A 23,071-nucleotide genomic window follows, 5' to 3' on the forward strand; every position below is an offset into this window, starting at 1 on the left:
GGATGTGTCCTGGAGTTGGCTGCTGCCCTGGCAGGGAGTGCCCGATCCTTTCCTGGATGCCGGTTGCAAGGCCAACCCTCGATGTCGCACTTTATCGAGCCTGCATGACAGTTTCCAGAAGAGCAACCACTTCGTCCGAAGAGGCGTGCAGGTCGAAGCTCGATTGTACGCGGCCATTCTTGTCGAGTACAAATACGGTGTCGGTGTGGTCGATATTGTAGTTCTTGCCTGTCCCAGGCAAGATATTTGCCTCTATACCGTAGATGTCGCGTATCGAGGCGAGTTGTGCCGGGTCGCCGGTCAGGCCGCGCAGGTGAGGGTCATAGGCGGCGAGGCTGGTCTTCAATTGCTCGGGCGTGTCCCGGTCGGGATCGACAGTGATGAAGAGGGCGTTGATCCGCGAGGCGTCCGGCCCGAGTTTCTTCAGCGCCTGCGCGAGCAGGAACAAGGTCGTCGGGCAAATGTCGGGGCAGTGGGTGAAGCCGAAATAGACCAGGCTCGGCTTGCCCTGCAATTCCTTGGAGTCAAACACGCGGCCTTCAGCGTCCGTCAACTTGAACGGCCTGTCGATCACGCTGATGGGCTTGTGCAGGAAAAGGAAGAGGGCCCATAGACCAAGGCCGGCAAACACAAGGAACGCTGCGCTGCCGATCAGGTATTTTCGACGCAGGAATACGGCCACTTAACGCGGCAGGGCGTTGGCCAATCCCTCGTAGCTGCGGCGCAATTCGACCAGGGCTTCATCGATCTCGCGGCGCTGACGCTCCAGATGTTCGATCTGCTCGCGGACGGTGCTGGCGCTGATATCGAGACTCGCCGTCTTGCCTTCACCGTGATGGGCAATCATCTCGCCGATTTCTACCAGGGTAAAACCCAGCCGCTTACCCTTAAGGATAAGTTGCAGATGCTCACGATCGCGTGCACTATAGAGCCGAGTCAGGTTGTCGCGCGTAGGATTGAGGAGACCCTTGTCCTCGTAGAAGCGCAAGGTTCGCAAAGTAACGCCAAATTCTCGCGCAAGGTCACCTATTGTATAGGTGGTCGTGCTATTCGTAGCGTTTTCTGTCTCTGCTACGAATACCGTCACCGGTTGGCCTTTTGTGTTTGTTGCCGACCTGGCTTCCAACTTTGACATGGTCTCTCTCTCGCGCCCGTTACAGGCTAGCAGCGCCGCTACTCATTCGTTGCAACAGGTACCATAATACGAAATCCGGGGGGCGTCAGCAATTAATATATTACCAAGCGAACGCCCAAATCTCCAGCAGGGAGATCATAGCCCTCGCTCTGCTTCCTTTCAAGGGTAACGTATTAAATTAGGGCGCGTTGAGCGTTTCGAACAACACGAGCATCAACAGAATTCTGACCTTGTTGCAAAGTCTAATGTCGGTTCTTGCAAGGTATCCCACTTTCCCGTCTGCTCTGCAGTTCGGGTCGGAAGGTTTTTAGTAAAAAAAGCGCTTTGGATGCTCTGCAATGTTGTTGCCATCGGGAAGAGCGCTAGGGCAGTGAGGGTTAACAGGATATTTACCCTGTTGCGCGAAACCTGCTGTTGCGGGCACTGCGTGCCGCCCTCTCCACGCGTTCCCGGCCCGGTTTTCCGGGGCGGAGGCTGGGAGAGGCGTGAGAATCAGGCCGTTCGTCGGCACGGGAAGCCAAATGAGCCAAGCAGCGTCATGGAGTGTCGAGGGCGTCGATTCCCAGACGCGCGAAGCTGCCGCCGTTCTGGCCCGCCGCTCGGGCATGACGCTTGCACAATGGCTCAAATCCACTGTTGCCGAGCAGAAATTGCATGAACCGTCGCTTTTTGAGACGCAGAGCGACCTGCCGGAATCGCCCTTGGCCGCGATTGCTCGGAAACTGGCTGCGACCCGGGAGAGGTATGTCGGTAGTGGTTCCGATGACCCGAAACGAAAGATCCAGACGGTAGAAGTCAGTGCGGCAGTGCTCGCGCGCCATATCCGTGCGAGTGAAGCCAGAATGGCGGGGCTGATCGAGCAACTTATCCACAGGCAGGAGCAGAGCGAGGTGCAGATGGCTGCCCTGGTCGATGCCCTGGTCGATGGTTTTGCGTCCCGGCCCGCCCCTGCGGCGCCGGTCGGCGAAGTCGATGCCCTCGACGATCTGGCGCGGGATCTGGAGCAGCGCATCGCCGGCATGGCCGACAAGATCGGTTCGTCCGCATCCGTACCTTCGGTCCAGCCTGCTCCTCGCGATGATCTGAGCGAGCAGATTGCGGCGCTGACGCGGGAGGTCGCCGAACTCAGGCGCAGCCATCCCCCGGCCGCATCCGGCCAGGAGGATCTCGCCGGCCTGCGTGCGGAGATGGCGGATCTCAGCCGGCACGTGGCCGACATCCGTTCCCCCGAACAATTTGCGCGCCTCGACAAGAAACTCGATCTGTTGGCACGCCAGGCCCAGGATCCGGCCGTGCTGGCCACACTCCAGCGGGAGACGGCCGATATTCGCGCCCGCATCGGCGATCTCGTCCGCCAGCCCGAGAGCACACACGAGCTTCATGAGAAGATCGATGCCCTGCGCCAGGCCGTCGACGAGGCGCAGTCCTCGACCAGTGCCTCGCTTACGGGGGTGATGGCCCGGCTCGAAGGCCTGGATGGGCGTGTCGTCGACGAGGCGGCTCTCTCCGCCCTGGAGCGGCAGATCGCTGCCATGGCCGGCAGCATCGAGGGGCTCGCCGGCGGCGGGCCTGGCGCTGCGCAGCTGCGGGCGGCTTTCGGCGAGACATTGGCCGGATCGGCGCTGGCCGCCTTGCCGGAGGAATTGCAGCGGATCTATCGTGAACTGCGCCAGTACCAGCAGGACGATGTCCGGGACACTCGAAAGGCTCTCGACTCCTTGCAATCGCTGCTGCACCAGCTCGGCAACCGCCTTGCCTCCGTCGAGGAGGTGGTCAGGAGCCGGGGCGGAGCGGTCGTTGCCGGACCGCCGGATCTGGCGGGGGTTCCGCCCTTGTTCGGCCGCGAGCGACCCGACGACATCGCCTGGTCGGATGACCTGCCGCGATCCCTTGCGGGTGACGGCCCCCGCAGTTCTGTCACCGACACACCGCACAATACCGGCCGTCCCAGCCAGGTTTCCGCACTCGGGGCGGGCGGCTCGCCGCCACCGAGCGGAACGCGCAGCGCCTTCATCGCCGCGGCGCGGCGGGCGGCGCGTGCCGCAAACGAGGCCGAGGGGGCTATCACGCGCGAGGAGAACGATCCCGTGACCGGAGGTGAACCTTTCTACAAACGGCACAAGCGCCCGATCCTGCTGGGACTGGCGGCCGTGACCATGATGCTGGGCGCGCTGCAGGGCGGCAAGGCCGGCGCCGCACCTAGCAGCCGGCCCATGACGCGCCTGAGCACGTCGGCAACGCCCCAGATGCGGCCGGAGATCGCCATACCCAAGCCCGAGCAGGCCGGCCAGGCCCTGGTTTGGTTCGAGGAGGCACGCCGGCTCGATCGGCCCGATGCCTCCACCCAGGATCTTGCCAAGGCGGCCGGGCTGTATCGCCAGGCGGCCCAGATGGGCTATACCCCGGCCTTGTTCCTGCTGGGGCTGGCCTATGACAAGGGCAGGGGAGTCGGCCAGGATGCCGTGCTGGCCGGGCTGTGGTATCAGCGCGCGGCCGAGCATGGCTCCGTGAACGCGATGTACAATCTGGCCGTGCTCTATGCCAATGGCGCCGTCATGGGCGCTCCCGATTACGAACAGGCGGCTCGCTGGTTCCATCAGGCCGCCGAGAAGGGCCATGTCGCCAGCCAGTATAATTACGCCCTGCTGGCGGCTCGGGGGCTCGGCACGCCGCGTGATCTCGCCGTTTCCTACCGCTTCCTCGCACTGGCCGCCGCGGCGGGCGATGCCGACGCCCTGATGAAGCTGGCGGAGATCGAGCCGCGCCTGACGCCGTCGCAACGCGCGGCGCTCGATGGCGGCAAGGCTGGGCACCATCCCTGCTGAGGGGAGCTTTGTTCCAGCAAGATGAGGAGTGACCAGCCCGCTCCCACGAGGGGAGAAGGAAGTGGCACTCCCTCACCCGCCCAGGCAGCGTGCGCGCGGGAAGGCAAAGACGCGTTCATCGCCCATCAGATGGGCGGTGAAGCCGTCGGGAAAGAGCGGCGCGAAGGCAGCGTCGCGCACGTTCAGCCCGCCGGCATAGGCGCCGAAGGCCGGCAGGATGGCGCGCCGGCCGTCGCCGGCAAAGCATCGCCGCCTGAGCGACCTGCCGCGCGTCGCCACCCGGGCGACCGGATGCAGGTGGCCGGCGATCTCGCCCGGCTCGGCTCTTGCCGATGGCTCATGACGGAACAGCACCGGCCCGATGGCGAGTTCCGGCGTTGCGGTGCCGCCAATGCCCGTGGGCGGATCCGGATCATGGTTGCCGGCGATCCAGAATATCTCGCGCCCGTGAATGCAGCGTTGCAGCGCTTCGCGATCGCCGGTGGCGAGACGGGTATCGGCGCGGCGGTCGTGGAAACTGTCGCCGAGGAAGACTAGTCGCTTCGCGCCGAAGCGGGACAGGAGCCGCGCCAGGCGCTTCAAGGTCTCGGCGGTATCATAGGGTGGCAGAAGCACGCGGCGTTCGGCGAAGGAGGAGCCCTTTTCCAGATGCAGGTCCGAAACGACGACCAGGCTTTCCTCGAGCCAGACCAGCGCGCCGTCGGCGGTGGCGAGGAATTCGACGCCCGCGACCGCCAGCACGGCTTCATCCCGCCGGATCATCTCAGGCGCTTTCTCTGTCGTCGGGTCGATCCTGCCGTCCAACCATGGCCTCCGCGATCAAATCATCCGCTGCCTCGGCGAGGACGCTGTCCGTCGCCTCGCCATAGACCGGCTCGCGGCCGATCTCCAGCATGATCGGTACCGCCAGAGGCGAGATGCGATCCAGCCTCTTATGGATGATTCGGCCCCTGATGCGCGAGAGCATGCCGGACAGGCGCTGGAGGTCGAGCAGGCCGGTGCGCGCATCCTCCCAGGCGGCGCGCATCAAAATGTGGTGAGGTTCGTGCTGGCGCAGCACGTCATAGACGAGGTCGGTCGATACCGAGATCTGGCGCCCGGTCTTCTCCTTGCCGGGAGCCCGGCGCTCGATCAGGCCCGAGATGATGGCGCAGGTGCGGAACATGCGCTTCATCAGGGCGGACTCTGCCAGCCATTCCTCGAGATCGTCGCCGAGCATGTCCTGGTCGAAAAGCTGGTCCATAGCGGCCCGGTGCATGTCCGAGACACCCCAGACCGCGAGCGCATAGTCGTTGGCGACGAAACCCATCGGCTTCAGCTTGGCTCGTTCCAGCCGGCGCGTCAGCAGCATGCCCAGCGTCTGATGGGCGAGGCGGCCCTCGAAGGGATAGCAGACCAGGTAATGGCGATTGCCGCGCGGAAAGGTCTCGACCAGGAGGTCGCCGGCCGGCGGCATCCGGGAGATGTCGCGCTGCAGGCGCAGCCAGTCCGCCACCTGGTCCGGCAATCCGCCCCAGCTGTCGGGATCGGCCAGCATCGAGCGCACCCGGCTGGCCAGATGCGTGGAGAGCGGAAACTTGCCGCCGGCGAAGGAGGGGATCTTCGGATCGCGCCCGGGCGGGGCGCGGGTGACCAGCACGTCCTCTTCCTGGATGCCTTCGAAGCGCAGGATCTCCCCGGCGAACAGGAAGGTGTCGCCCACCGAAAGCCCTTCGGCGAAATATTCCTCGACCTCGCCCAGCACCCGGCCGAAGCCGCGCCGGGCCGTGGTCTCGCCCGGTTTGCGTTTGGGCGGGCCGGAGGCCTTTGGGTCCATGAACCAGGGCAGATAGGGCGTCGGCTTGTCGGCGGCCATGCGCGTCGGCTCGCGCGGACCGCGATTGGAAAGGCGGACCTTGAGCAGGGCTTCCTCGACGATGGTGCCGACATTGAGCCGATAGGCCTGCGCCACCATGGGATTGGCGACGCGCCACAGGCCGTCCTTGCCCTGCCGGATCTTGGCGAAGCGGTCATAGGTCTTCAGGGCATAGCCACCGGTGGCCACGAAGGCGAGGACGTCGTCGAACGTCGCATGGTCGAGCCCGGCATAGGCTTCGGTGGAAACGATTTCCCGGTAGAGCGCATCGGCATCGAAGGGCGCCCCGCAGGCGACGCCGAGCACGTGCTGGGCCAGCACGTCGAGGGCGCCTGTGCGGGCGATCGGCGTGTCCTGCTCGCCGGCCTTGGCCGCATCGACGGCCGCCTTGCATTCCAGCACCTCGAAACGGTTGGTCGGCACCAGGATCGCCTGCGAGGGCTCGTCCAGCCGGTGATTGGCACGGCCGATGCGCTGCAGCAGGCGGGAAGCCCCCTTGGGTGCACCGACATTGATGACGAGATCGACGTCGCCCCAGTCGATGCCGAGGTCGAGGGTGGAGGTACAGACCACCGCCTTGAGCCGGCCGGCCGCCATGGCCTCCTCGACCCGGCGGCGCTGGCCGACTTCCAGCGAGCCGTGATGGAGCGCGATGGCCAGATTCTCCTCGTTCACCCGCCAGAGTTCCTGGAACACGAACTCGGCCTGCATGCGGGTGTTGACGAAGACGAGCGTGGTCTTGTGAGCCTTGATCAGGGCGTAGAGCTCGGCCATGGCGTGGCGCGCCGTGTGCCCGGCCCAGGGTAGCCGCTCGGCGGTTTCGAGGATGTCGAGCACCGGCGCCGCGCCGCCCTCGGCGATCACCAGGTCGGCCATGGCAGGGTGACCCGGGGATTGGGGCACGATCCAGCGCCGCAGTTCGTCCGGATCGCGCACCGTGGCCGAGAGGCCGACGACTTCGAGATCCGGCACGAAATGCCGCAGGCGCGCCAGGCCGAGGGCAAGCAGGTCGCCGCGCTTGGAGGTGACGATGGAATGAAGTTCGTCCAACACCACGCGCTTGAGACCGCCGAAGAGGTCGGCAGCCTCCCGACTTGCCAGCAGCAAAGCGAGCTGCTCGGGGGTGGTCAGCAGAATATCGGGCGGATCGCGCTTCTGGCGCTGGCGCTTGGCCTGGGGCGTGTCGCCGGTGCGGGTCTCGATGCGGATGGGCAGGCCCATCTCGCCGGCGGGACGCTCCAGATTGCGGGCGACATCGACAGCCAGCGCCTTCAGGGGCGAGATATAGAGCGTGTGGAGCGCGGCGGGACCATTGGCGCGGCGAGCTGCGAGATCGATCAGGCTCGGCAGGAAGCCAGCCAGGGTCTTGCCGGCACCGGTGGGGGCGATCAGCAGGGCCGAACGCCCACTGCGCGCCTTCTCGACAAGCTGGAGCTGATGCGGCCGCGGTGTCCAGCCGCGCGCAGCGAACCAGTTTGCGAAGATCGCCGGAAGAGTTGGGAGCGGGGCTGTGGAGATTGGATCTCCGTTCTCCCGCGTCCCGCTTTGTTCGTTCATGCCGCTATCGCCAATTCCTGCGGAGATATTGGCGTGCCGCGGTCAGATGTCCACTGCGGAGCTGAAGTGTCCAAAGCAAAGCGCGTTTTCGCGAAAACGCCTTTTTGCTTTAGCTCCTTGTTTTTGACGCGTCTTTGCGATCGTCGGCAATAGTGCCAAATCGCAAAACGCTTTAGCGGCAATCATAGATCGCCATGATGGTATAGGCCGAGACATAATTGCCCCAGCGCCCCGTGAGACTGTGGCGCATCGGCGGCAGGCCTCCGGCGCAGCCTTCACGGCGGGCGCGTGCATCGAAATCCCGCAGGATGGCCGGAGTGATCGGCTGCGACCGGCGCCAGTAGTAGAAATTGGAGACCATGAGGCCGCCGGCAAAAGGGCCCCCATCAATGCGCGAGATACGCTTGACCACTTCGCCCCGTGCGGTGTCCTGCGAGGTGCGGGTGATCAGGTCCAGGTCGCTGCGGCCGGCGCAACTGGCAAGACTGAGGCCCGCGGCAGCCACGATGAGAAGTTTCGAGTCCATGGTCTTTCCTCCGGGAAAGGCTGTGTCTTGGTTGAAAGCTGTTCGCGGGGCGTCCTGCGCCGCCGGGGCGTTCAGTCGCAGTCGTAATGGCCGATGATGCGATAGGCCGAGGTGTAGGTACCCCAGCGAGCGCTGACGCTGCGGCGTGTCGGGGCATTGCCGTCGAGGCAGCCGGCGCGGCGGGCCCGGATGTCCATGTCGCGCAGGATTGGCGCCGTTACCGGTTGCGGCCGATTCCAGTAGTAGAAATTCGACACCATCAAATTGCCGGCGAGGATGCCGTTGGTGATGCGGGTGGTGTTCTTGACGACCCGGCCGCGCGGCGTCTGGTCAGCCGTCCGCGTCAGGGTCTGCAATCCGTCGCTGGTGGCGCAGCTCGTGCAGGCGAGACCGGCCAGGACGACCGCGGAAACTCTCGAAAACATGATGCCCCCTTCAAGCGCATGACTCTCCTCTGGCTGGCAAGCAGCCAAGTCCCCCAGGCCATCCTTACGTTTGGGAAGTCATTTTGCCAAGGCACACGGCGTACCGGGAGCTGCGCCCGATCTTTCTCTCCGGGGGCGGCTATCGCTCGAGTACGACGACCTGGCCCGGTACCGGCATGCCCCGATCGGTGCGAGCCCAGGCATCGTCGAGATGGCGCAGGTGCAGGCCGGCCCCGGCCACCCAGTTCTCGATGCCGCCCCGTGAATGAGCGTAACGTAGATCGTGGTTCAGGATGAAGGCGGCCGGCTCGCTGTGGCTTTGGATCGTAAAGACGAACAGGCCGCCCGACACCAAGATACGGGCGGCCTGATGGAAGATGTTATCGAGATCGCCGAGATAGATGAAGACGTCGGCTGCCAGGATCAGGTCGGCGCTATCCGCGGCCTGCCGGAGAAGAAAATCGGCGATCTCGGCCTGCTCCAGCTGCCGATAGACCTGCTTGGCCCGCGCCTTGGCGAGCATGGCGGCGGAAAGATCGACCCCGACGATGTCCTGGCAGAGCGGGCGGAAGGCTTCGCCGACAAGGCCGGTGCCGCAGCCCAGATCGAGGGCACGTTGGAACGGTCCGTTTCGGCCGATCCCCTCCAGGGCCATGCGCAGCAGGGCAGGCCCGCGATAGGAGAGATCGTCGACCAGGGAACGCTCGAAGCGCGGCGCGTATTCGTCGAACAAGGCGGCGATATGGGCCGGCGTCATGGCGCCGTCGGGCGGCATCTCGCCGAGCCGGGCCAGGCGTGCGCCGGCTCCGGCTTCGTCGGCCGGGTCGAGACGAAGGGCCTGGCGATAGGTATCGATGGCTTCGCGCCGGCGGCCGAGCGTCTCGTTGAGATCGCCGAGGGCCAGCCAGCCGGCAGCCCAATCCGGCGCTTCGTCGAGGGCCTGCACCACCAACTCTGCAGCCGAAGCAAGATCGCCCCCCGCCTTGTAGGCCATGGCATAGGCGAAGCGGCGGTCGGCAACGGCGTTGCCGGAGGAGCGGGCTTTGAGCATGGCACGCCTATAGGCCAGGACCTGCGGCAAGAGAATAGCAAGAGAATAGGCCGCACTCGCAGGGGCGGTTCAATCCGTGGCTCCGATCGCATTGCTGTTGCCACCCGGATCCATTGGCGCTCGATCGCAGGCTGCATTGTGCGTGCTCTGCCAGGCCCCGAATGGGTCTTCTTCCGCCTGGGGCGACCTGAGATGATGGCAGCAATCGGCGAAGCGTTCCGCTCGGATTTTCGCGCCGACGCGGAACAGGCCGATGTCCCGGAGACCACGGTCGTTCAGTGCCTCCAGCGTGCGGGCGTGGCAGATTCGTTCGCGATGGCGAGAGACCGCAGCAGCGCCGAGGCGGGCGAATGCGCGGATCTTGGACGCAAGCCATCTCGGGGCTGCCGGTTGAGCGCCCATGCGAGACCTCCGGTGAGGTTGAGGATGCCTAGAGCAAAGCGCGTTCAGGCGTGAACGCTCATTTGCTCGAACTCCTTGTTTCCAAGCCAACCCGAAGGATTGGCTAAGGCGTCTTTGCGGTTCTTGGTGATTCCACCAGATCGCAAAACGCTCTAGGCCCTGTGGCCGGCGACCAATTCGCTGCGGTCGAAATTCATATGGGCGAAGCGTCGTCGATACTCCGCCGGGGTCATGCCGGTGTGGCGCTTGAACAGGCTCCTGAAGAACACGATGTCGGCATAACCCGTCTTGGCGCAGACCGCCTGAATGGACGTCGCCCCGGCTTCCAGCAGTTCCTTTGCCGCCGACATGCGCAGCATCTGGACATAGGCACCGGGCAGGGAACCGGTCGCAGCCTTGAAGCGGCGGATGAAATTGCGCGGACTCATGCCGCTGCGCCCCGCCAGCGCATCGAGCGACACGTCCTTGTCGAAATGCATGCGCAGATACTCCTCGGCCTCGCGAACCCGGCCGTCCGCATGCGGACGCGAGAGGGGAAGCACGGCGTAGCCGGATTGGCGGCCGCGCGGCATGCTGACGAGAAGGGACCTGGCGCATTGCAGGGCGACCTCATGGCCGCAGAACTTCTCCACCAGATAGAGACTGAGGTCGATCGAGGCATAGACGCCACCGCTGCACAGGATATGACCGTCCTCGGTGACGAATTGCTCGGTCTGCCAATGAACCTGCGGGTAGCGCCGGCGCAGGATGTCGGCAACGCCCCAATGCGTCGTTGCGATCCGCCCGTCGAGCAGCCCGGCCTCGGCCAGGAAGATCACGCCCGTACAGATGCCAGCGATGTAGGCACCCCGCTTATGCCATTTGCGCAGCCAGGAGAGGAAGGCCTCATCGCCGATGAAGCGATCCTGGATGTCCCAGCCGGAGGCCGGCACGATGACGATGTCCGCGTGCTCGACGTCGTCGATCGACAATGTCGGCACCAGGCCCAGTGCGCACAGGCTGGTCACGCCCTGGCCGTCGATGGAGACAGTCCGAACCCGGAATGGCGGCCTCGGGGTCTCACCATGAAGCCAATTCCACAGAGAACCGGCCGAGTGAAAAACCTCGAGCGGGCCAATGGCGGTCGAGGCATAGCCGCCATCCAGCAGCACGATCGTGACCTCGATCGGCTTGGCTCCCAGTTTGGCCGCTGCCGAGTCGCTCGAGGCTTCAGCCTGCGCCAGCATCGGAGCTCTCCGTGAAGCCTGCGCCAGGCAGCTCCCACAATCCGACCAGTGCACCGACCGGATCGAGGATGAGGGCGATCCGTGCCAAACCCGGTGCGTTGGCCGAGTGGACGACCACCTCGCCGCCGAGGGAGATGGAGCGTGCGAGGGCCTCCTCGAGATCGCCCACCTCGAAATAGGGCGTCCAATGCGAAGGTACGCCCTGTGCGCGATGAGCATGGCTGAGCTGGTAGGCAGAGCCGAAATCCATGCCGGACACATTGAATCGGGTAAATTGACCGCCGTTCATCGCTTCATCACTCGATCTCCAACCGAACATGCCGGCATAGAACACCTTGGCGCTCGCAATATTCGTTGCCGCGAGATCGACCCAGCGCAGGAGGCCACGGCACGGACGACCGAGGTCTGGAAATTGCGGATTTCGCATCGGCCTCATCCAACCAGGAACGGACGCCGCCTGGAGGAGGCGGCGTCCCGGCGTCAGGAATTGGCCGTCATCGGCTCGACCACGCTGCGGACTTCGGTGATCTTGGTCGCCGGAAAGCCGCTGAGCTTTGCATGCTCGCGGACAGCGTCCTCGTTCTCGGCCAGGTAGACGCAGAAGGTCTTGTCATCGACCACATAGGACTGCAGCCATTGGGCCCGACCCTCGAGCTTGGCCAAGGCGGCATTCGAGGTGCGGGCGACATCCTTGAGCTGGTCCCGGTTCAGGCCGCCGACCCCAGGAATGTCACGTTCGATCACATAGCGCTTCATCTCTTCGCTCCGTTTGCGGGTGAGGAAGGCGAGGATCGTCCGGTTCCCATCGGCAGGACAGGCGGCAGTTTCGACAATGTCGGATGGTGATCGTGACAATCGGACGAGCTGTCCTCAGCCCTGCGCATCCTAGCCGGCCGGCAGCGGACGCGGGCGACGAAGTCCCCACCAATCGCGCCAATCGGGCGCCGGCCCCAGGCAGGAAGCAGCCGGCGCGCCGAGACGGCCCCAGCCGTTTCGAGCTTTTGCGCTCGGGGATTTCAGGCAAAAGCGCAGCAGATCTCGGCGCTCCTGCCCACAGGAGCCGTGCGAGGATGATCCAGCGAAGCGTTTATTGGACGCCGGCCGACCAGTCCGGCCAATCCTTGATGATGGCATCGGCAAAGGCCGAGCCGACGCGATAGGCATTGGCGACGGACGGGCCGAAGCCGCCGGACTTAGCCGAGAGCGATTCCGCCGCGCTCTGGCCGGGTGCCTCGCGATCGAAATTGGAGGCGGTGCGCAGCACGGCGATACGCTCGAAATCGAGCAGGCCGGCATCGGCGCCGCGCTTGAGGGCGGTCAGCGTGGCATTGTCTTCCATCTGGGTGGTGCAGTAATTCGCCTTGCCGTCGGTGGCATGCCTGGCCCAGCGCTCCATGGCGTCGCCGATCCTGGAGCCGTGCCAATAGGTATCGATCGAGATGGTGTCGCACAGCTTCACCGCCGGCTTGGCGCGGGCGGCCTCGTCCTGGTAGCGGGCGCGATAAGCCTCGGCATCCTTGCCGTCGGCGAGCTCGACCGAGCGGGTCAGCGCGAAGGCCTTTTCCGCCAGTTTGGCGTTGAGGGCATAGACCTCGGTACCGGCGCTCCAGCCTGCCTTGTCGCTCGGCTTGGCGGCGCCGAGAGGCAGCATGCCGTCGGGCCAGTCGGACGGGATCTGGCGTGGGTCGATATCGTGGCGCAGCCCGCCATCGATGACATAGCGTGCCCACAGCGCCGATCCCAGCGTGCCATCCTTGGGGTCGATGCCGGCGATGCCGTCGATCAGGAAATAGGTCTGCTTCAGGTCGAATTGGCCGCCGAGCACAAGGGCTGCCGTCGAACTGGCCGCATTGGCATAGCCCATGGCGGTCGTCATCACGCATAGGCCCTCGGAATCGCAGGCGACGTCGGGATAGTCCTTCGACAGGCCGGGAACCTTGATTTTCGTCGTCAGCTTGCGAGCCTCGAGCCAGGGCTTGGTTTCCTCGCCGAACATGGTGATCACCATCACCTTGGGGGCAATCCGCTCGGCGGCGCTGACATGAGCGCTGCCGATGAGGGCGAAAGCCGCCGCAAGGCCGGCGCCGATGAGATGTTTGCCGGTGGATGACACCCGCGATCGGGCATTGGTCAGCATCGGCGTCCGGGTGAACAGCATCGGGATTGGATCTCCAGGGTGGCTTCTTCCGGTATCGCATGGATGCGGCGCTGTCATCCTGTCCGCGTCGCCGATACCCTGCAAAGATCGAGGCTGCCCGAAGCGGGGTTGCGGACGACACCTTGGCCCCATGCCGCTTTCACCCTATGTTCTCGCCATGCGGCCTTCGGACTTGCTGATTCCGACGCCGTCGGGGCTGTACTGCCCACCGGCGGACGTCCATGTCGATCCCATCAAGCCAGTCGAGCGGGCCCTGATCACCCATGCCCATTCCGATCATGCCCGCGCCGGCCATCGCCAGGTGCTGGCCACCGCCGAGACGCTGGCGATCATGGCGGCGCGCTATGGCGAGGATTTTTGCGAGACCCGCCAGACCGCCATCCTCGGGCAGACGATCGATCTCGGCGGTGTGAGCGCGACCTTCCATCCCGCCGGCCATGTGCTGGGCTCGGCGCAGATCGCCTTCGAGGCGAAGGGCCTGCGCATCGTCGCCTCGGGCGATTACAAGCGCCAGGCCGATCCGACCTGCCTGCCCTTCGAGCCGGTGCCCTGCGACGTCTTCATCTCGGAAGCCACCTTCGCTTTGCCGGTGTTCCACCATCCCGATCCCCGGCATGAGATCGGCAAGCTCATGGATTCGCTGGCCTTGTTTCCCGAGCGGGCCCATCTCGTCGGCGCCTATTCCCTCGGCAAGGCGCAGCGCATCATCGCCATGGCCCGCCATGCCGGGCATCAGGCGCCGATCTATCTGCATGGCGCCATGGAGAAAGTGACGCGCCTCTATCAGGATTTCGGCATCGAACTCGGGGCGCTGCAGCTGGTGCGCGACGTCAAGCCGGCCGGACTGGCCGGTGCCATCGTGCTCTGCCCGCCCAGCGCAGCCCAGGAAGTCTGGTCACGCAAGATGCCGGATCCCCTCAGCGTCTACGCGTCGGGCTGGATGCGCATCCGGGCGCGGGCGCGCCAGAGCGGTGCCGAGCTGCCGCTGGTGATCTCCGACCACGCCGATTGGCCCGATCTGCAGCGCTCGATCCTGGAAACGGGCTGTTCGGAGCTGTGGGTCACCCATGGCCAGGAGGACGCGCTGGTGCATTGGGCCCGCAGCCAGGGGCTGAAGGCCCAGCCCCTGCACATGATCGGCTATGGCGACGAGGAGGCCGAGGAGGCATGAACCGCTTCGCCGAACTGCTCGACCGCCTTGCCTATGAGCCGGGCCGCAACGCCAAGCTGCGCCTGCTGACCAGCTATTTCCGCGAGACCTCCGATCCGGACCGCGGCTATGCGCTGGCGGCGATCACCGGGGCGCTGTCCTTCCGCAACGCCAAGCCGGCCCTGCTGCGTGAATTGATTGGTGAGCGCGCCGATCCCGAGCTCTTCGCGCTGTCCTACGACTATGTCGGCGATCTTTCCGAAACCATCGCGCTGATGTGGCCGGCCCGGCCGGGCATGAACCATGCGCCCAGCCTGTCGGAAGTGGTGGAGGCCCTGAGCCAGGCCGGCCGTTCGGAAATGCCGGCGCTGATCGCCCGCCATCTCGACGCGCTGGATGAGAAAGGACGGTGGGCCTTCCTCAAGCTGATCACGGGTGCGCTCAGGATCGGAGCTTCCGCCCGTCTCGCCAAGAGCGCCGTGGCCGCGCTGGGCGCCCTGTCCCCTGATGATATCGAGTTGGCCTGGCCCGGCCTGCAGCCGCCCTATGAGAGCCTGTTTGCCTGGGCGCAAGGCAAGGGCGAGCGGCCCGAGAGCGGCAATCCGGCACCCTTCCGGCCGGTGATGCTGGCCCATGCCCTGGAGGAGGGCGATCTTGCGGCCATCCTGCCGGACAGCCATGTGGCGGAATGGAAATGGGACGGCATTCGCGTCCAGGCCGTCGGCGCGCGCACCGCGAACGGGCCGATGCTGCGCCTTTATTCGCGCACCGGCGAGGATATCGCCCCGGCCTTTCCCGATCTCGTCGAGGCCCTCGATTTCGAGGGCGCCATCGACGGTGAATTGCTGGTGCGGCGGCTCGGCGAGGATGGCGAAGGCCGCATCGAGAATTTCAACGCTCTCCAGCAGCGGCTCAACCGCAAGAGTGTGACGCCGAGGCTCATCGCCGACTATCCCGCTCATATCAGGGCCTATGATTTGCTGGCCGAAGGGGAGGAGGACCTGCGTGACCGTCCCTTCATCGAAAGGCGTGCGCGGCTGGAAGCCTTCGTGGCACGCCTGGCTTGCCCGCGTCTCGACCTTTCGCCATTGGTCGCCTTCGCCGCACCGGATGCCCTGGCGCTGGCCCGGGAGAATCCCGCCAACGCCGGGGCCGGTCCTGATGCCGAGGCGGTCGAGGGGCTGATGCTGAAGCGGCGCGACAGCCTCTATGTGCCGGGCCGGCCGAAGGGGCTGTGGTTCAAATGGAAGCGTGAGCCGTTCCGCATCGACGCGGTGCTGATGTATGCCCAGCGCGGGCATGGCAAGCGCTCCTCCTTCTATTCCGACTACACCTTCGGCGTGTGGAAGGGCGAGGAGCTGGTGCCGGTCGGCAAGGCCTATTTCGGCTTCACCGACGAGGAACTGCGCGACATCGACCGTTTCGTCCGCAACAACACGGTGAACCGCTTCGGCCCGGTGCGGGAAGTTGTCCACACCGCAGACAAAGGCCTGGTGGTGGAAGTCGCCTTCGAGGGACTGGCGCGCTCCAGTCGCCACAAATCCGGCGTCGCCATGCGCTTTCCTCGGCTGGCGCGCTTGCGCTGGGACAAGCCGCCCGGCGAGGCCGACAGGCTGGAAAGCCTCACTGCCCTGCTTGACCGCACGGCCGTCACGCCCGAAATAGGGGCTGGTACGACAGGAGATTAGCTATGGCTGGGCTGGAGAAGTTCATGGGCGGCTCGGTGATGGGCACGATTATCAAGCTGGTGGTGGTTTCTGTTGCCGTGGGCCTCGTGCTGGCCTGGCTCGACCTCACCCCCTGGGAACTCCTTGCCAGGCTTCGGCACTTCCTCGAGCGCCTCTCGGCGCAGGGTTTCGGCATGATCAAGGACCTGTTCGGCTATTTCCTGCTCGGCGCGGTGATCGTGGTACCGATCTGGCTCGTGCTGCGCCTGTTGAAATCCGCCCCCTCCGGCGGGCGCAAATAGAACGGCACACCCCTGTCGCCGGGTCTCGCTACGCGGCGAATTCCTTGGCAAAGCTGCCCAGGCTTTCGGCCGCCGCCCTGCGCATGAAGGCCTGGTCCGAGGCCACGATGAAGGTAGAGGCGCCGATTGTATGGTAGCGCTTCGCTTCGGCGGCGTTGGCCACCATCATGCAGACTGGCTTGCCCGCCCGTTCGGCCGCGGCGCAGATTGTCTCGACGGCAGCCTGTACCGGCGGCGCCTCGGGGCTCTCGGCCTGCAGGGCTACCGTAAGATCGCCCCGCCCGATGAAGACGGCATCGAGGCCCTCGGTTGCCAGGATGGTATCGATCTCCGCCAGCGCTTCAGGATCCTCGATCATCGCGATGAGGCTGACATGGGCGTCCTGCCGGTCGACATGCGGCCAGATGCCGAGGCCGCCATAGCGCCCGGCGCGCGGCGAATTGGAAAAGCCCCGTCGGCCGCCGCGATAGCGGCAGGCCGCGGCGGCCTCGCGGGCCCTCGCCGCGGAGGAGATATGCGGAACCAGGACGCCCGCGGCTCCATCGTCGAGGGCACCGAGGATGCGGGCGATCTCGGGCACGCGGACGATCGCGGCGGTGCCCGCTGCGCGTGCGGCCAGCATTATCAGTTCGGTCTGGCCGCGATCGAAGGGAGCATGTTCCTCGTCCACGACAACGAAGTCGAAACCGAGATCGCCGAGGATTTCGGTCGCGTGGACGGTGGGTGTCTTGATGAACGATCCGAGCAGGGGCTTTCGCGACAGCAGGCGCTGGCGGAAGGCGTCGGCCGGGCGTGCGGGGGCATTGTCGTGCATGGCGATGATTTTCTCTTGTTTCGATAGTCGAAACATTGTTTCTATGATTAGGTTCAACCTAAAGGGCGCCCGTGTCAATGGCCGGGCCTGCCCTGCCTCGTGAGGAACTGAAGAATGCCTCGTGTTAGCGGCCCGGGCGGTGACGGCGTGCAGGCGGTGGTTCTGGCCATGCGCATCCTGGAACTGCTGGCGGAGGAGGGGCGGCCCATGGGCGTGTCGGCGATGGCCGTCGCCCTGGAGACCACCAAGAGCCGGATCTGGCGCTATCTGCAGACGCTGGTGCAGCATGGCTACATCGTCCAGCTGCCGGAGACGGAGCGCTATCAGCTCGGCAGCCGCCTGATCAAGCTGGGGCAGGCCGTGGGGGAGGGGCGCGACATCGTCTCGGCCAGCGCCCGGGCCCTGCGGGAATTGCGCGACAGCCTGGGCCATTCGGCGGTGATCGCCCAGCTGGAAGCGGAGGGGGTGCGCGTGCTCACCACCGTCCCGGGTAAATCCACCGTCGAGATTGGCGTCCGGCCGGGGTCCCTGCTCGAGTTTCACAGTTCAGCCCAGGGCAAGATCGCCCTTGCCTTCGGCAATGACGCCTTGCGGGCCACCGTGTTCGGCATGCGCCTGGAGCGCCGCACCCAGGCGACGATCGTCACGCCCGGCGGTTTGCGCAAGGAGATCGAGCGCGTGCGCCAGGCCGGCTGGGCAATCGCGCCGAACGAGATCCTGATCGGCCTCAATGCGCTGGCGGCCCCGGTCTTCGATGCAGCCGGCTCCCTGGTCGGGACGCTGGCGATCGTCGATTCCGTGCAGTTCATCACCGAGACGCCCACCGCCGAGCAGATCGAGCGGACGGTCAGGGCCGCAAAGCAGGTTTCCGAAGCGCTGGGCTACGTGCTCGATTGACGGCCGCTGGCGGCCCTCTTGACAAGGGAGGACTTTGCTTCAAAAATAAATAGAACACCGTTTCGGTTAACGAAACAAAAAAAGGAAAATGGCTGATTGGGCGTGACCTGCGCCGGGCCGCTGGGAGGTTGCCATGTATGATGCTTCGGATCCGCGTTCGACGCTGGCGTCGGTCCAGGCCGGGCCAATGGCGACCGCCTTCGCCGGCGCCGATTGCGGCAAGTTCTATGAGGCCCCGCCCCAGGAGGACGATGCCAATGGCCGCAGCTGGCTCATCCGCAGCCAGCATTGCGTGGTCGCCTATAGCGAAGCGCGGGATGGCGCCTGTTTCTCCCGCGCCGCGCAGCCCGACGAATATGTGTTGCTCTTGCCCGATGCCGCCGTCAGCGCCGAGGTCGAGACCGCCGATGGCAAGACGCGTGTGCCAGGCTATTCGATTGCCTTCGTTCCGCCCGGCCCGAGCACGATCCGGATCGTGGGATCGGGGCCGGTCGTGCGCCTGTTCACCACCAGGGCCGGGGATCTCGTGGCCCGCTGTGCGAACGCGGCATCCTATGACACGCCGCATCCCAATGTGGCGCCCTTCCAGCCCTGGCCGGAAGCGGCGGGCGGATCGCGGCTTCATGTCTATTCGCTCGACGTGCCGGACGAACCGGGGCGGTTCGGGCGCATCTGGCGCGGCTCGACCATGATGGTCAACGTCCTGCCGGTGCAGCACGGGCCGCGCGACGTCACCAAGCTCTCGCCGCATCATCACGACGATTTCGAACAGATCTCCCTCGCGCTGGAGGGAGCCTTCACCCACCATCTGCGCTGGCCCTGGACCACGGATCTCAACGCCTGGCGCGACGACCAGCACGAATATTGCGAAGCGCCCTCGGTGATGGTGATCCCGCCGCCGGCGATCCATACCTCCCGCGGCATGCTCGCCGGGGTGAATCAGCTCGTCGACATCTTCTGCCCGCCGCGCCGGGATTTTTCGCTGAAGCCCGGCTGGGTGCTGAACGCCGCCGACTATCCGATGCCGGCCGAGGGTGCCGGGACCCCGTCCTGACGCACCGATCGCGCAGTAGAGCAGGCAGGACGAAGGAGGCAGTACCATGGACGCACTGACCATTGATACCGGATCGGCCGGGGATACCAAGCGCATCGACGCGCTGCTCAAGGGGGCGATCGATCCCCATGTCCATAGCGGGCCTTCGATCGCGCCGCGCGGGCTCGACCATCTGGAACTGGCCCGCCAGATGTCGGAGGCGGGCTTTGCGGCGGTGATCACCAAGGATCACGACTATGCCGGCGTTGCGACGGCGGCCCTGATTTCCCAGCATCATCCGGAACTCACCACCAAGGTCTTTTCCGGCATCGTGCTCAACAATGTGGTGGGAGGCATCAATCCCTACGCCGTCGAGCATACCGCGGCGATGGGCGGCAAGATCGTCTGGATGCCGACACTGGCCGCCGAGAACCATCTCGAATGGGAAAAGACCTCCTCCTGGTCGCATCCGGCGTCGACCCAGAAGATGCGGCCGGCCCGGGCGGTCCCGGTCCTCGATGCCAACAAGCAGGTGCTCGACGACGTCAAGGAAGTCCTGGACGTCATTGCCCGCAGCGGCATGGCGCTTGCCAGCGGCCACCTCCATGTCAGCGAGACCTGGATCCTGTTCGAGGAAGCGCGGCGCCGCGGCGTCGAGCGCCTGATCTTCACCCATCCGGAGGACATCGTCGGCGCGAGCCTGGACGATGTGAAGGAGATCGCCGCCATGGGCGCCTATGTGGAGCACTCGCTCTGCATGTTCCTGGAAGGATCGAAGTTCAAGACCCGCTCGGCGGAGGATCTGCGCCAGCAGATCGAAGCGGCCGGCGTCGACCGCACCATCCTGTGTTCGGATCTCGGGCAGGTCGGCGTGTTCAGCCCGCTGGAAGGATTCCGGCGCGGCGTGCGCCTGTGCCTGGAACTCGGCTATTCCGACGAGGCGATCCGCCGGATGGTCTCGACCAACACGGCGCATGTGCTCGGGCTGGAGCAACTCGTTTCCCAGGCGGCCTGAGCCTACGCCTGACGCAAGTTTGAGTTTCGCAATGAGTTTCGGCGGCATTTTCGGGCCGCCGAGTGCAGACGCATATCCGATGCTCACGCAGCGCCGGTTCAAGGCCTATCGACATAACCGGCCCCATTGCTCGCTTCTGCCAGGACGGTCGGACGCGCAGCCTCCAACATAAGGCCGGAAGCAGGGAGGAATGCATGTTCGCCTGGTTCACCAGTCTCGATCGTACCGAGCGCAAGACGCTCTATGCCTGTTTCGGCGGCTGGGCCGTCGATGCGCTCGACACCCAGCTCTACAGTTTTCTCATCCCGACCCTGATCGCGGTATGGGGCATGACGAATGCCGAGGCCGGCTTTCTTGGAACCTCGGCCCTGATCTCCTCCGCCATCGGCGGCTGGGCGGCCGGTATCCTGAGCGACCGCATCGGGCGCGTGCGCGTCATGAAGCTCGCCATCCTCTGGTTTTCGTTTTTCACCGTGCTGAGTGGCTTCTGCAACTCCTTCGAGCAGCTGCTTGCCGCCCGCATCCTGTCGGGCATTGGCTTCGGCGGCGAATGGGCTGCCGGCTCGGTGCTGATGGGCGAGATCATCCGTTCCGAATATCGCGGCAAGGCCGTCGGCACCGTGCAGAGCGCCTATGCGATCGGCTACGCCATTGCGGCGATCCTCTCCTCCATCCTGTTCGCGACGCTGCCTGATACCCAGGCCTGGCGCTGGATGTTCTGGCTCGGGGCAGCGCCGGCCATTCTGGTCCTGCTCGCCCTGCGCGGCGTGCCCGAGCCTGCCGTCTTCCTGGCGGCCCGGGAGAGGAGAGTGAAAGCCGGGGAGGCGCCGGCGAGCCCATTGATGATCTTCCACCGGCGCTATCTGCGCACCACCTGCCTGACCTCACTCCTGGCCTTCGGCGTGCAGGCGGGCGGCTTTTCCATGGTGATCTGGCTGCCGACCTTCCTGAAGACGGTGCGGGAAATCTCCACCGTGGGTGTGGGCTATCACATGTTCGTCCTCACCGTGGGCTCCTTCGTCGGCTATATCGTCGCCGCCTATCTGTGCGATGCCATCGGCCGCCGCCGCAACTTCCTGCTCTTTGCCCTGCTGAACTGGATCTTCATTCCGGCCTTCCTCTATCTGCCGGGTGGCGGGGTGGTGATGTTCGCGCTCGATTTCGTGCTGGGCTTTGCGGCTCTTGGCATCTACAGCGCTCTCGGGCCCTATTTCACCGAATTATTCCCGAACGCCATCCGGGGCAACGGCCAGGGCTTTGCCTATAATTTCGGCCGGGCCGCCGGCGCCTTCTTTCCCACGGTCATCGGCCTGATGACGGCAGGCGGCCATCTCCTGCTGCGCGACGCCATGGCCGTCACGGCCGTCAGCGCCTATTTCTTCGTGCTCCTCGCCATCGCCCTGCTGCCGGAAACGCGGGGCCGTGAACTCGCCGAGGAGGTCGAGAAGGAAAATGCCGGGCAAGGTGCGTTGCGCCTGGCGCAACCGGTTCCCGGGAACGGCTCGTAACGGGGGGCGGGCAAATCGGCTCGGGGGTATCTTGGGCGGGGCACCTTGGAATGACTCTTGATTGGGGCTACCAAGGCGCGAGGAAAATCACCGCCCATGCCCGCCGCTTCGATCGACGCCCCCATCCGCCCCGTTCCCGTCAGCCACCGCATCGTCATCGGCATCGCCGCGCCGATGACGTTGGCCCATCTGTCCACCCCGCTGCTCGGGCTGGTCGACACCGCCGTGATCGGCCAGATCGGCAGTGAGGCCCTGCTCGGGGCGGTGGCGCTCAATGCCCTCCTGTTCGATTTCCTGTTCTGGGGCTTCGGCTTCCTGCGCATGGGTACCGCCGGCCTGACGGCGCAGGCCGTCGGCGCCGACGACAGGCTGGAGCAACGGGCCGTGTTCCTGCGAGCGCTGGTGATGGCGGGCGTGCTCGGCCTCGCCATGGTGGCACTGCAGCGCGCGATTGCGGCGGTCGCCTTCCCGCTCCTCGGCGCCTCGCCCGAGGTGACCCATGCGGCGGAGGTCTATTTCGCCATCCGCATCTGGTCCGCTCCCTTCGCCTTCGCCAATTATGCCGTGCTCGGCTGGCTGATCGGCCTGGGACGGACCACCACCGGCCTGTTGCTGCAGATCGGCATCAACGTCGTCAACATCCTGCTCTGCATCCTGTTCACGCTGGGAATGGGCTGGGGCGTCGCCGGTACCGCCTGGGCCACCACATTGGCGGAAACCACCGGCGTCGTCGCCGGCCTGGCCGTAGTGATTGCCCATTTCGGCGGGAATCTGGGCGTGCCGCGGTCCCTCGTCTTCGACAGGGCCAAATTCGTGCGCATGATCGCGATCAACCGCGACATCATGCTGCGCACTTTCGCCTTGCTGGCCGCCTTCGTCTTCTTCGGGCGCCAGGGTGCGCTGGCTGGCGACGTGACGCTGGCCGCCAATGCCATCCTCAACAATTTCTTCCTGGTCGGGGGCTATTTCCTTGATGGCATCGCCACTGCGGCCGAGCAGCTCAGCGGGCGCTCGATCGGCGCCAACAATCGGCCGTCCTTCGAAAAAGCGGTGCGCTATTCGGTGATCTGGAGCCTGGGACTGGCGATCGGCATGTCCGCCGTGCTGTTTGCGGCGGGCGGGGCCTTCATCGATTTCATGACCACCAGCACCTCGGTTCGCGAGCTGGCCCGGCAGTTCCTGCCCTATGCCGCCGTCACGCCCATCGCAGGCGCGCTCGCCTTCACCTTCGACGGCGTCTATGTCGGCGCCACCTGGAATGCAGCCATGCGCAACCTGATGGCGCTGGCGCTCGCCTGCTATTTCGGGCTGTGGTGGTTGCTGCAGCCCCTCGGCAATCACGGCCTGTGGCTCGCCTTGATCGGCTTCCTGGTGGCGCGTGGCGCCGGGCAGGGACTGGCCTATTTCCGCCTGTTGCCGGGCTCCTTTTCAGGCATCCAGACCAAGGCCGCCTGAGCGGGTTGCTCCGGATTGCGGCATTGCGATACCTTCGTTGCCTGAAATTTTCGCTTGGCCTCGCCGGCAA

21 protein-coding genes are annotated in these 23,071 nt (G+C 65.4%); 9 read left to right on the forward strand and 12 right to left on the reverse strand.

All coding sequences use genetic code 11. The annotated features are described in order from the left end of the window. Positions 1–91: 91 nt before the first annotated feature. Together QM672_RS00700 and QM672_RS00705 are read right to left on the reverse strand one after the other, a co-directional pair. Entirely contained in the window at positions 92–682 is a 591-nt protein-coding gene (locus tag QM672_RS00700) for an SCO family protein (protein WP_415080342.1), read from the reverse strand. Beyond that, on the reverse strand, positions 683–1,135 hold the full coding sequence (locus QM672_RS00705) for a MerR family transcriptional regulator (RefSeq protein WP_082979729.1): 453 nt from the start codon (positions 1,133–1,135) through the stop codon (positions 683–685). Positions 1,136–1,656: 521 nt separating this feature from the next. Between QM672_RS00705 and QM672_RS00710 the strand changes: the two genes are divergently transcribed. Next, positions 1,657–3,960, forward strand: a complete 2,304-nt coding sequence (locus tag QM672_RS00710; RefSeq protein ID WP_415080343.1) for a hypothetical protein — start codon at positions 1,657–1,659, stop codon at positions 3,958–3,960. A gap of 72 nt (positions 3,961–4,032) precedes the next feature. Here the strand turns inward: QM672_RS00710 and pdeM are convergent, their stop codons facing one another. From pdeM to QM672_RS00755, 9 genes are all read right to left on the reverse strand, one after another. After that, entirely contained in the window at positions 4,033–4,722 is a 690-nt protein-coding gene (gene pdeM, locus QM672_RS00715; protein ID WP_394313703.1) for a ligase-associated DNA damage response endonuclease PdeM, read from the reverse strand. A 1-nt stretch (position 4,723) separates the two neighbouring features. Further along, positions 4,724–7,372, reverse strand: coding sequence for a ligase-associated DNA damage response DEXH box helicase (locus QM672_RS00720; protein WP_415080344.1), 2,649 nt, complete (start codon positions 7,370–7,372; stop codon positions 4,724–4,726). A gap of 172 nt (positions 7,373–7,544) precedes the next feature. Beyond that, the gene (locus QM672_RS00725; protein ID WP_415080345.1) at positions 7,545–7,898 is read right to left on the reverse strand and encodes a hypothetical protein; all 354 of its coding nucleotides are present in this window, start codon (positions 7,896–7,898) and stop codon (positions 7,545–7,547) included. A 71-nt stretch (positions 7,899–7,969) separates the two neighbouring features. Beyond that, positions 7,970–8,323 (reverse strand): hypothetical protein, encoded by a 354-nt coding sequence (locus QM672_RS00730; RefSeq protein ID WP_415080346.1) that lies wholly within the window; start codon positions 8,321–8,323, stop codon positions 7,970–7,972. Between the two features lie 139 nt (positions 8,324–8,462). After that, positions 8,463–9,374, reverse strand: a complete 912-nt coding sequence (locus QM672_RS00735; RefSeq protein ID WP_394313700.1) for a class I SAM-dependent DNA methyltransferase — start codon at positions 9,372–9,374, stop codon at positions 8,463–8,465. Positions 9,375–9,928: 554 nt separating this feature from the next. Next, a complete protein-coding gene (locus QM672_RS00740; protein ID WP_311942860.1) occupies positions 9,929–11,002 on the reverse strand; it encodes a GlxA family transcriptional regulator in 1,074 nt (357 codons plus the stop codon). Further along, a complete protein-coding gene (locus tag QM672_RS00745) occupies positions 10,986–11,429 on the reverse strand; it encodes a VOC family protein (protein ID WP_311942857.1) in 444 nt (147 codons plus the stop codon). Before QM672_RS00745 ends, QM672_RS00740 begins: the two co-directional genes overlap by 17 nt. Positions 11,430–11,482: 53 nt before the next feature. Beyond that, on the reverse strand, positions 11,483–11,758 hold the full coding sequence (locus QM672_RS00750) for a DUF4242 domain-containing protein (protein ID WP_311942855.1): 276 nt from the start codon (positions 11,756–11,758) through the stop codon (positions 11,483–11,485). A 331-nt stretch (positions 11,759–12,089) separates the two neighbouring features. Further along, complete coding sequence (locus tag QM672_RS00755) at positions 12,090–13,160, reverse strand: purine-nucleoside phosphorylase (protein WP_415080347.1); 1,071 nt, start codon at positions 13,158–13,160, stop codon at positions 12,090–12,092. A gap of 130 nt (positions 13,161–13,290) precedes the next feature. Here QM672_RS00755 and QM672_RS00760 point away from each other — a divergent pair, with 130 nt between their 5' ends. The 3 genes from QM672_RS00760 to QM672_RS00770 are packed head-to-tail and all read left to right on the forward strand — an operon-like array spanning position 13,291 to position 16,279. After that, the gene (locus tag QM672_RS00760) at positions 13,291–14,331 is read left to right on the forward strand and encodes a ligase-associated DNA damage response exonuclease (protein WP_415080348.1); all 1,041 of its coding nucleotides are present in this window, start codon (positions 13,291–13,293) and stop codon (positions 14,329–14,331) included. Beyond that, entirely contained in the window at positions 14,328–15,998 is a 1,671-nt protein-coding gene (locus QM672_RS00765; protein WP_415080349.1) for a cisplatin damage response ATP-dependent DNA ligase, read from the forward strand. The genes QM672_RS00760 and QM672_RS00765 overlap by 4 nt, the downstream gene beginning before the upstream one ends. Positions 15,999–16,000: 2 nt before the next feature. Next, on the forward strand, positions 16,001–16,279 hold the full coding sequence (locus QM672_RS00770; protein WP_149253881.1) for a DUF6460 domain-containing protein: 279 nt from the start codon (positions 16,001–16,003) through the stop codon (positions 16,277–16,279). A 28-nt stretch (positions 16,280–16,307) separates the two neighbouring features. Here the strand turns inward: QM672_RS00770 and QM672_RS00775 are convergent, their stop codons facing one another. Beyond that, complete coding sequence (locus QM672_RS00775; protein WP_367625195.1) at positions 16,308–17,093, reverse strand: HpcH/HpaI aldolase family protein; 786 nt, start codon at positions 17,091–17,093, stop codon at positions 16,308–16,310. Between the two features lie 114 nt (positions 17,094–17,207). Between QM672_RS00775 and QM672_RS00780 the strand changes: the two genes are divergently transcribed. The 5 genes from QM672_RS00780 to QM672_RS00800 all read left to right on the forward strand — a co-directional run bounded on the left by QM672_RS00780 (position 17,208) and on the right by QM672_RS00800 (position 23,001). After that, positions 17,208–17,990 carry an IclR family transcriptional regulator gene (locus QM672_RS00780; RefSeq protein ID WP_149253883.1) on the forward strand — a complete coding sequence of 261 codons (783 nt, stop codon included), beginning with the start codon at positions 17,208–17,210 and terminating at the stop codon, positions 17,988–17,990. A gap of 133 nt (positions 17,991–18,123) precedes the next feature. After that, positions 18,124–19,044 carry a hypothetical protein gene (locus tag QM672_RS00785; protein WP_367625194.1) on the forward strand — a complete coding sequence of 307 codons (921 nt, stop codon included), beginning with the start codon at positions 18,124–18,126 and terminating at the stop codon, positions 19,042–19,044. Positions 19,045–19,090: 46 nt separating this feature from the next. Continuing rightward, complete coding sequence (locus tag QM672_RS00790; RefSeq protein ID WP_415080350.1) at positions 19,091–20,038, forward strand: DUF6282 family protein; 948 nt, start codon at positions 19,091–19,093, stop codon at positions 20,036–20,038. A gap of 194 nt (positions 20,039–20,232) precedes the next feature. After that, positions 20,233–21,546, forward strand: a complete 1,314-nt coding sequence (locus QM672_RS00795; protein WP_415080351.1) for an MFS transporter — start codon at positions 20,233–20,235, stop codon at positions 21,544–21,546. Between the two features lie 96 nt (positions 21,547–21,642). Then, the gene (locus QM672_RS00800) at positions 21,643–23,001 is read left to right on the forward strand and encodes an MATE family efflux transporter (protein ID WP_415080352.1); all 1,359 of its coding nucleotides are present in this window, start codon (positions 21,643–21,645) and stop codon (positions 22,999–23,001) included. The last annotated feature ends 70 nt before the right edge of the window (positions 23,002–23,071 follow it).

Origin of the sequence: Labrys sp. (in: a-proteobacteria) (assembly GCF_047605565.1) — a bacterium.
Taxonomy (GTDB): Bacteria; Pseudomonadota; Alphaproteobacteria; order Rhizobiales; family Labraceae; genus Labrys; species Labrys neptuniae.

Bases quoted from the DNA above. Each gene is read 5' to 3' on its own strand.
- QM672_RS00795 (WP_415080351.1), top strand. From the start codon at position 20,233: ATGTTCGCCTGGTTCACCAGTCTCGATCGTACCGAGCGCAAGACGCTC.
- QM672_RS00725 (WP_415080345.1), bottom strand. From the start codon at position 7,898: ATGGACTCGAAACTTCTCATCGTGGCTGCCGCGGGCCTCAGTCTTGCC.
- QM672_RS00720 (WP_415080344.1), bottom strand. From the start codon at position 7,372: ATGAACGAACAAAGCGGGACGCGGGAGAACGGAGATCCAATCTCCACA.
- QM672_RS00730 (WP_415080346.1), bottom strand. From the start codon at position 8,323: ATGTTTTCGAGAGTTTCCGCGGTCGTCCTGGCCGGTCTCGCCTGCACG.
- pdeM (WP_394313703.1), bottom strand. From the start codon at position 4,722: ATGATCCGGCGGGATGAAGCCGTGCTGGCGGTCGCGGGCGTCGAATTC.
- QM672_RS00775 (WP_367625195.1), bottom strand. From the start codon at position 17,093: ATGCACGACAATGCCCCCGCACGCCCGGCCGACGCCTTCCGCCAGCGC.
- QM672_RS00800 (WP_415080352.1), top strand. From the start codon at position 21,643: ATGCCCGCCGCTTCGATCGACGCCCCCATCCGCCCCGTTCCCGTCAGC.
- QM672_RS00780 (WP_149253883.1), top strand. From the start codon at position 17,208: ATGCCTCGTGTTAGCGGCCCGGGCGGTGACGGCGTGCAGGCGGTGGTT.
- QM672_RS00785 (WP_367625194.1), top strand. From the start codon at position 18,124: ATGTATGATGCTTCGGATCCGCGTTCGACGCTGGCGTCGGTCCAGGCC.
- QM672_RS00790 (WP_415080350.1), top strand. From the start codon at position 19,091: ATGGACGCACTGACCATTGATACCGGATCGGCCGGGGATACCAAGCGC.
- QM672_RS00705 (WP_082979729.1), bottom strand. From the start codon at position 1,135: ATGTCAAAGTTGGAAGCCAGGTCGGCAACAAACACAAAAGGCCAACCG.
- QM672_RS00750 (WP_311942855.1), bottom strand. From the start codon at position 11,758: ATGAAGCGCTATGTGATCGAACGTGACATTCCTGGGGTCGGCGGCCTG.
- QM672_RS00760 (WP_415080348.1), top strand. From the start codon at position 13,291: ATGCCGCTTTCACCCTATGTTCTCGCCATGCGGCCTTCGGACTTGCTG.
- QM672_RS00765 (WP_415080349.1), top strand. From the start codon at position 14,328: ATGAACCGCTTCGCCGAACTGCTCGACCGCCTTGCCTATGAGCCGGGC.
- QM672_RS00745 (WP_311942857.1), bottom strand. From the start codon at position 11,429: ATGCGAAATCCGCAATTTCCAGACCTCGGTCGTCCGTGCCGTGGCCTC.
- QM672_RS00710 (WP_415080343.1), top strand. From the start codon at position 1,657: ATGAGCCAAGCAGCGTCATGGAGTGTCGAGGGCGTCGATTCCCAGACG.
- QM672_RS00740 (WP_311942860.1), bottom strand. From the start codon at position 11,002: ATGCTGGCGCAGGCTGAAGCCTCGAGCGACTCGGCAGCGGCCAAACTG.
- QM672_RS00770 (WP_149253881.1), top strand. From the start codon at position 16,001: ATGGCTGGGCTGGAGAAGTTCATGGGCGGCTCGGTGATGGGCACGATT.
- QM672_RS00735 (WP_394313700.1), bottom strand. From the start codon at position 9,374: ATGCTCAAAGCCCGCTCCTCCGGCAACGCCGTTGCCGACCGCCGCTTC.
- QM672_RS00755 (WP_415080347.1), bottom strand. From the start codon at position 13,160: ATGCTGTTCACCCGGACGCCGATGCTGACCAATGCCCGATCGCGGGTG.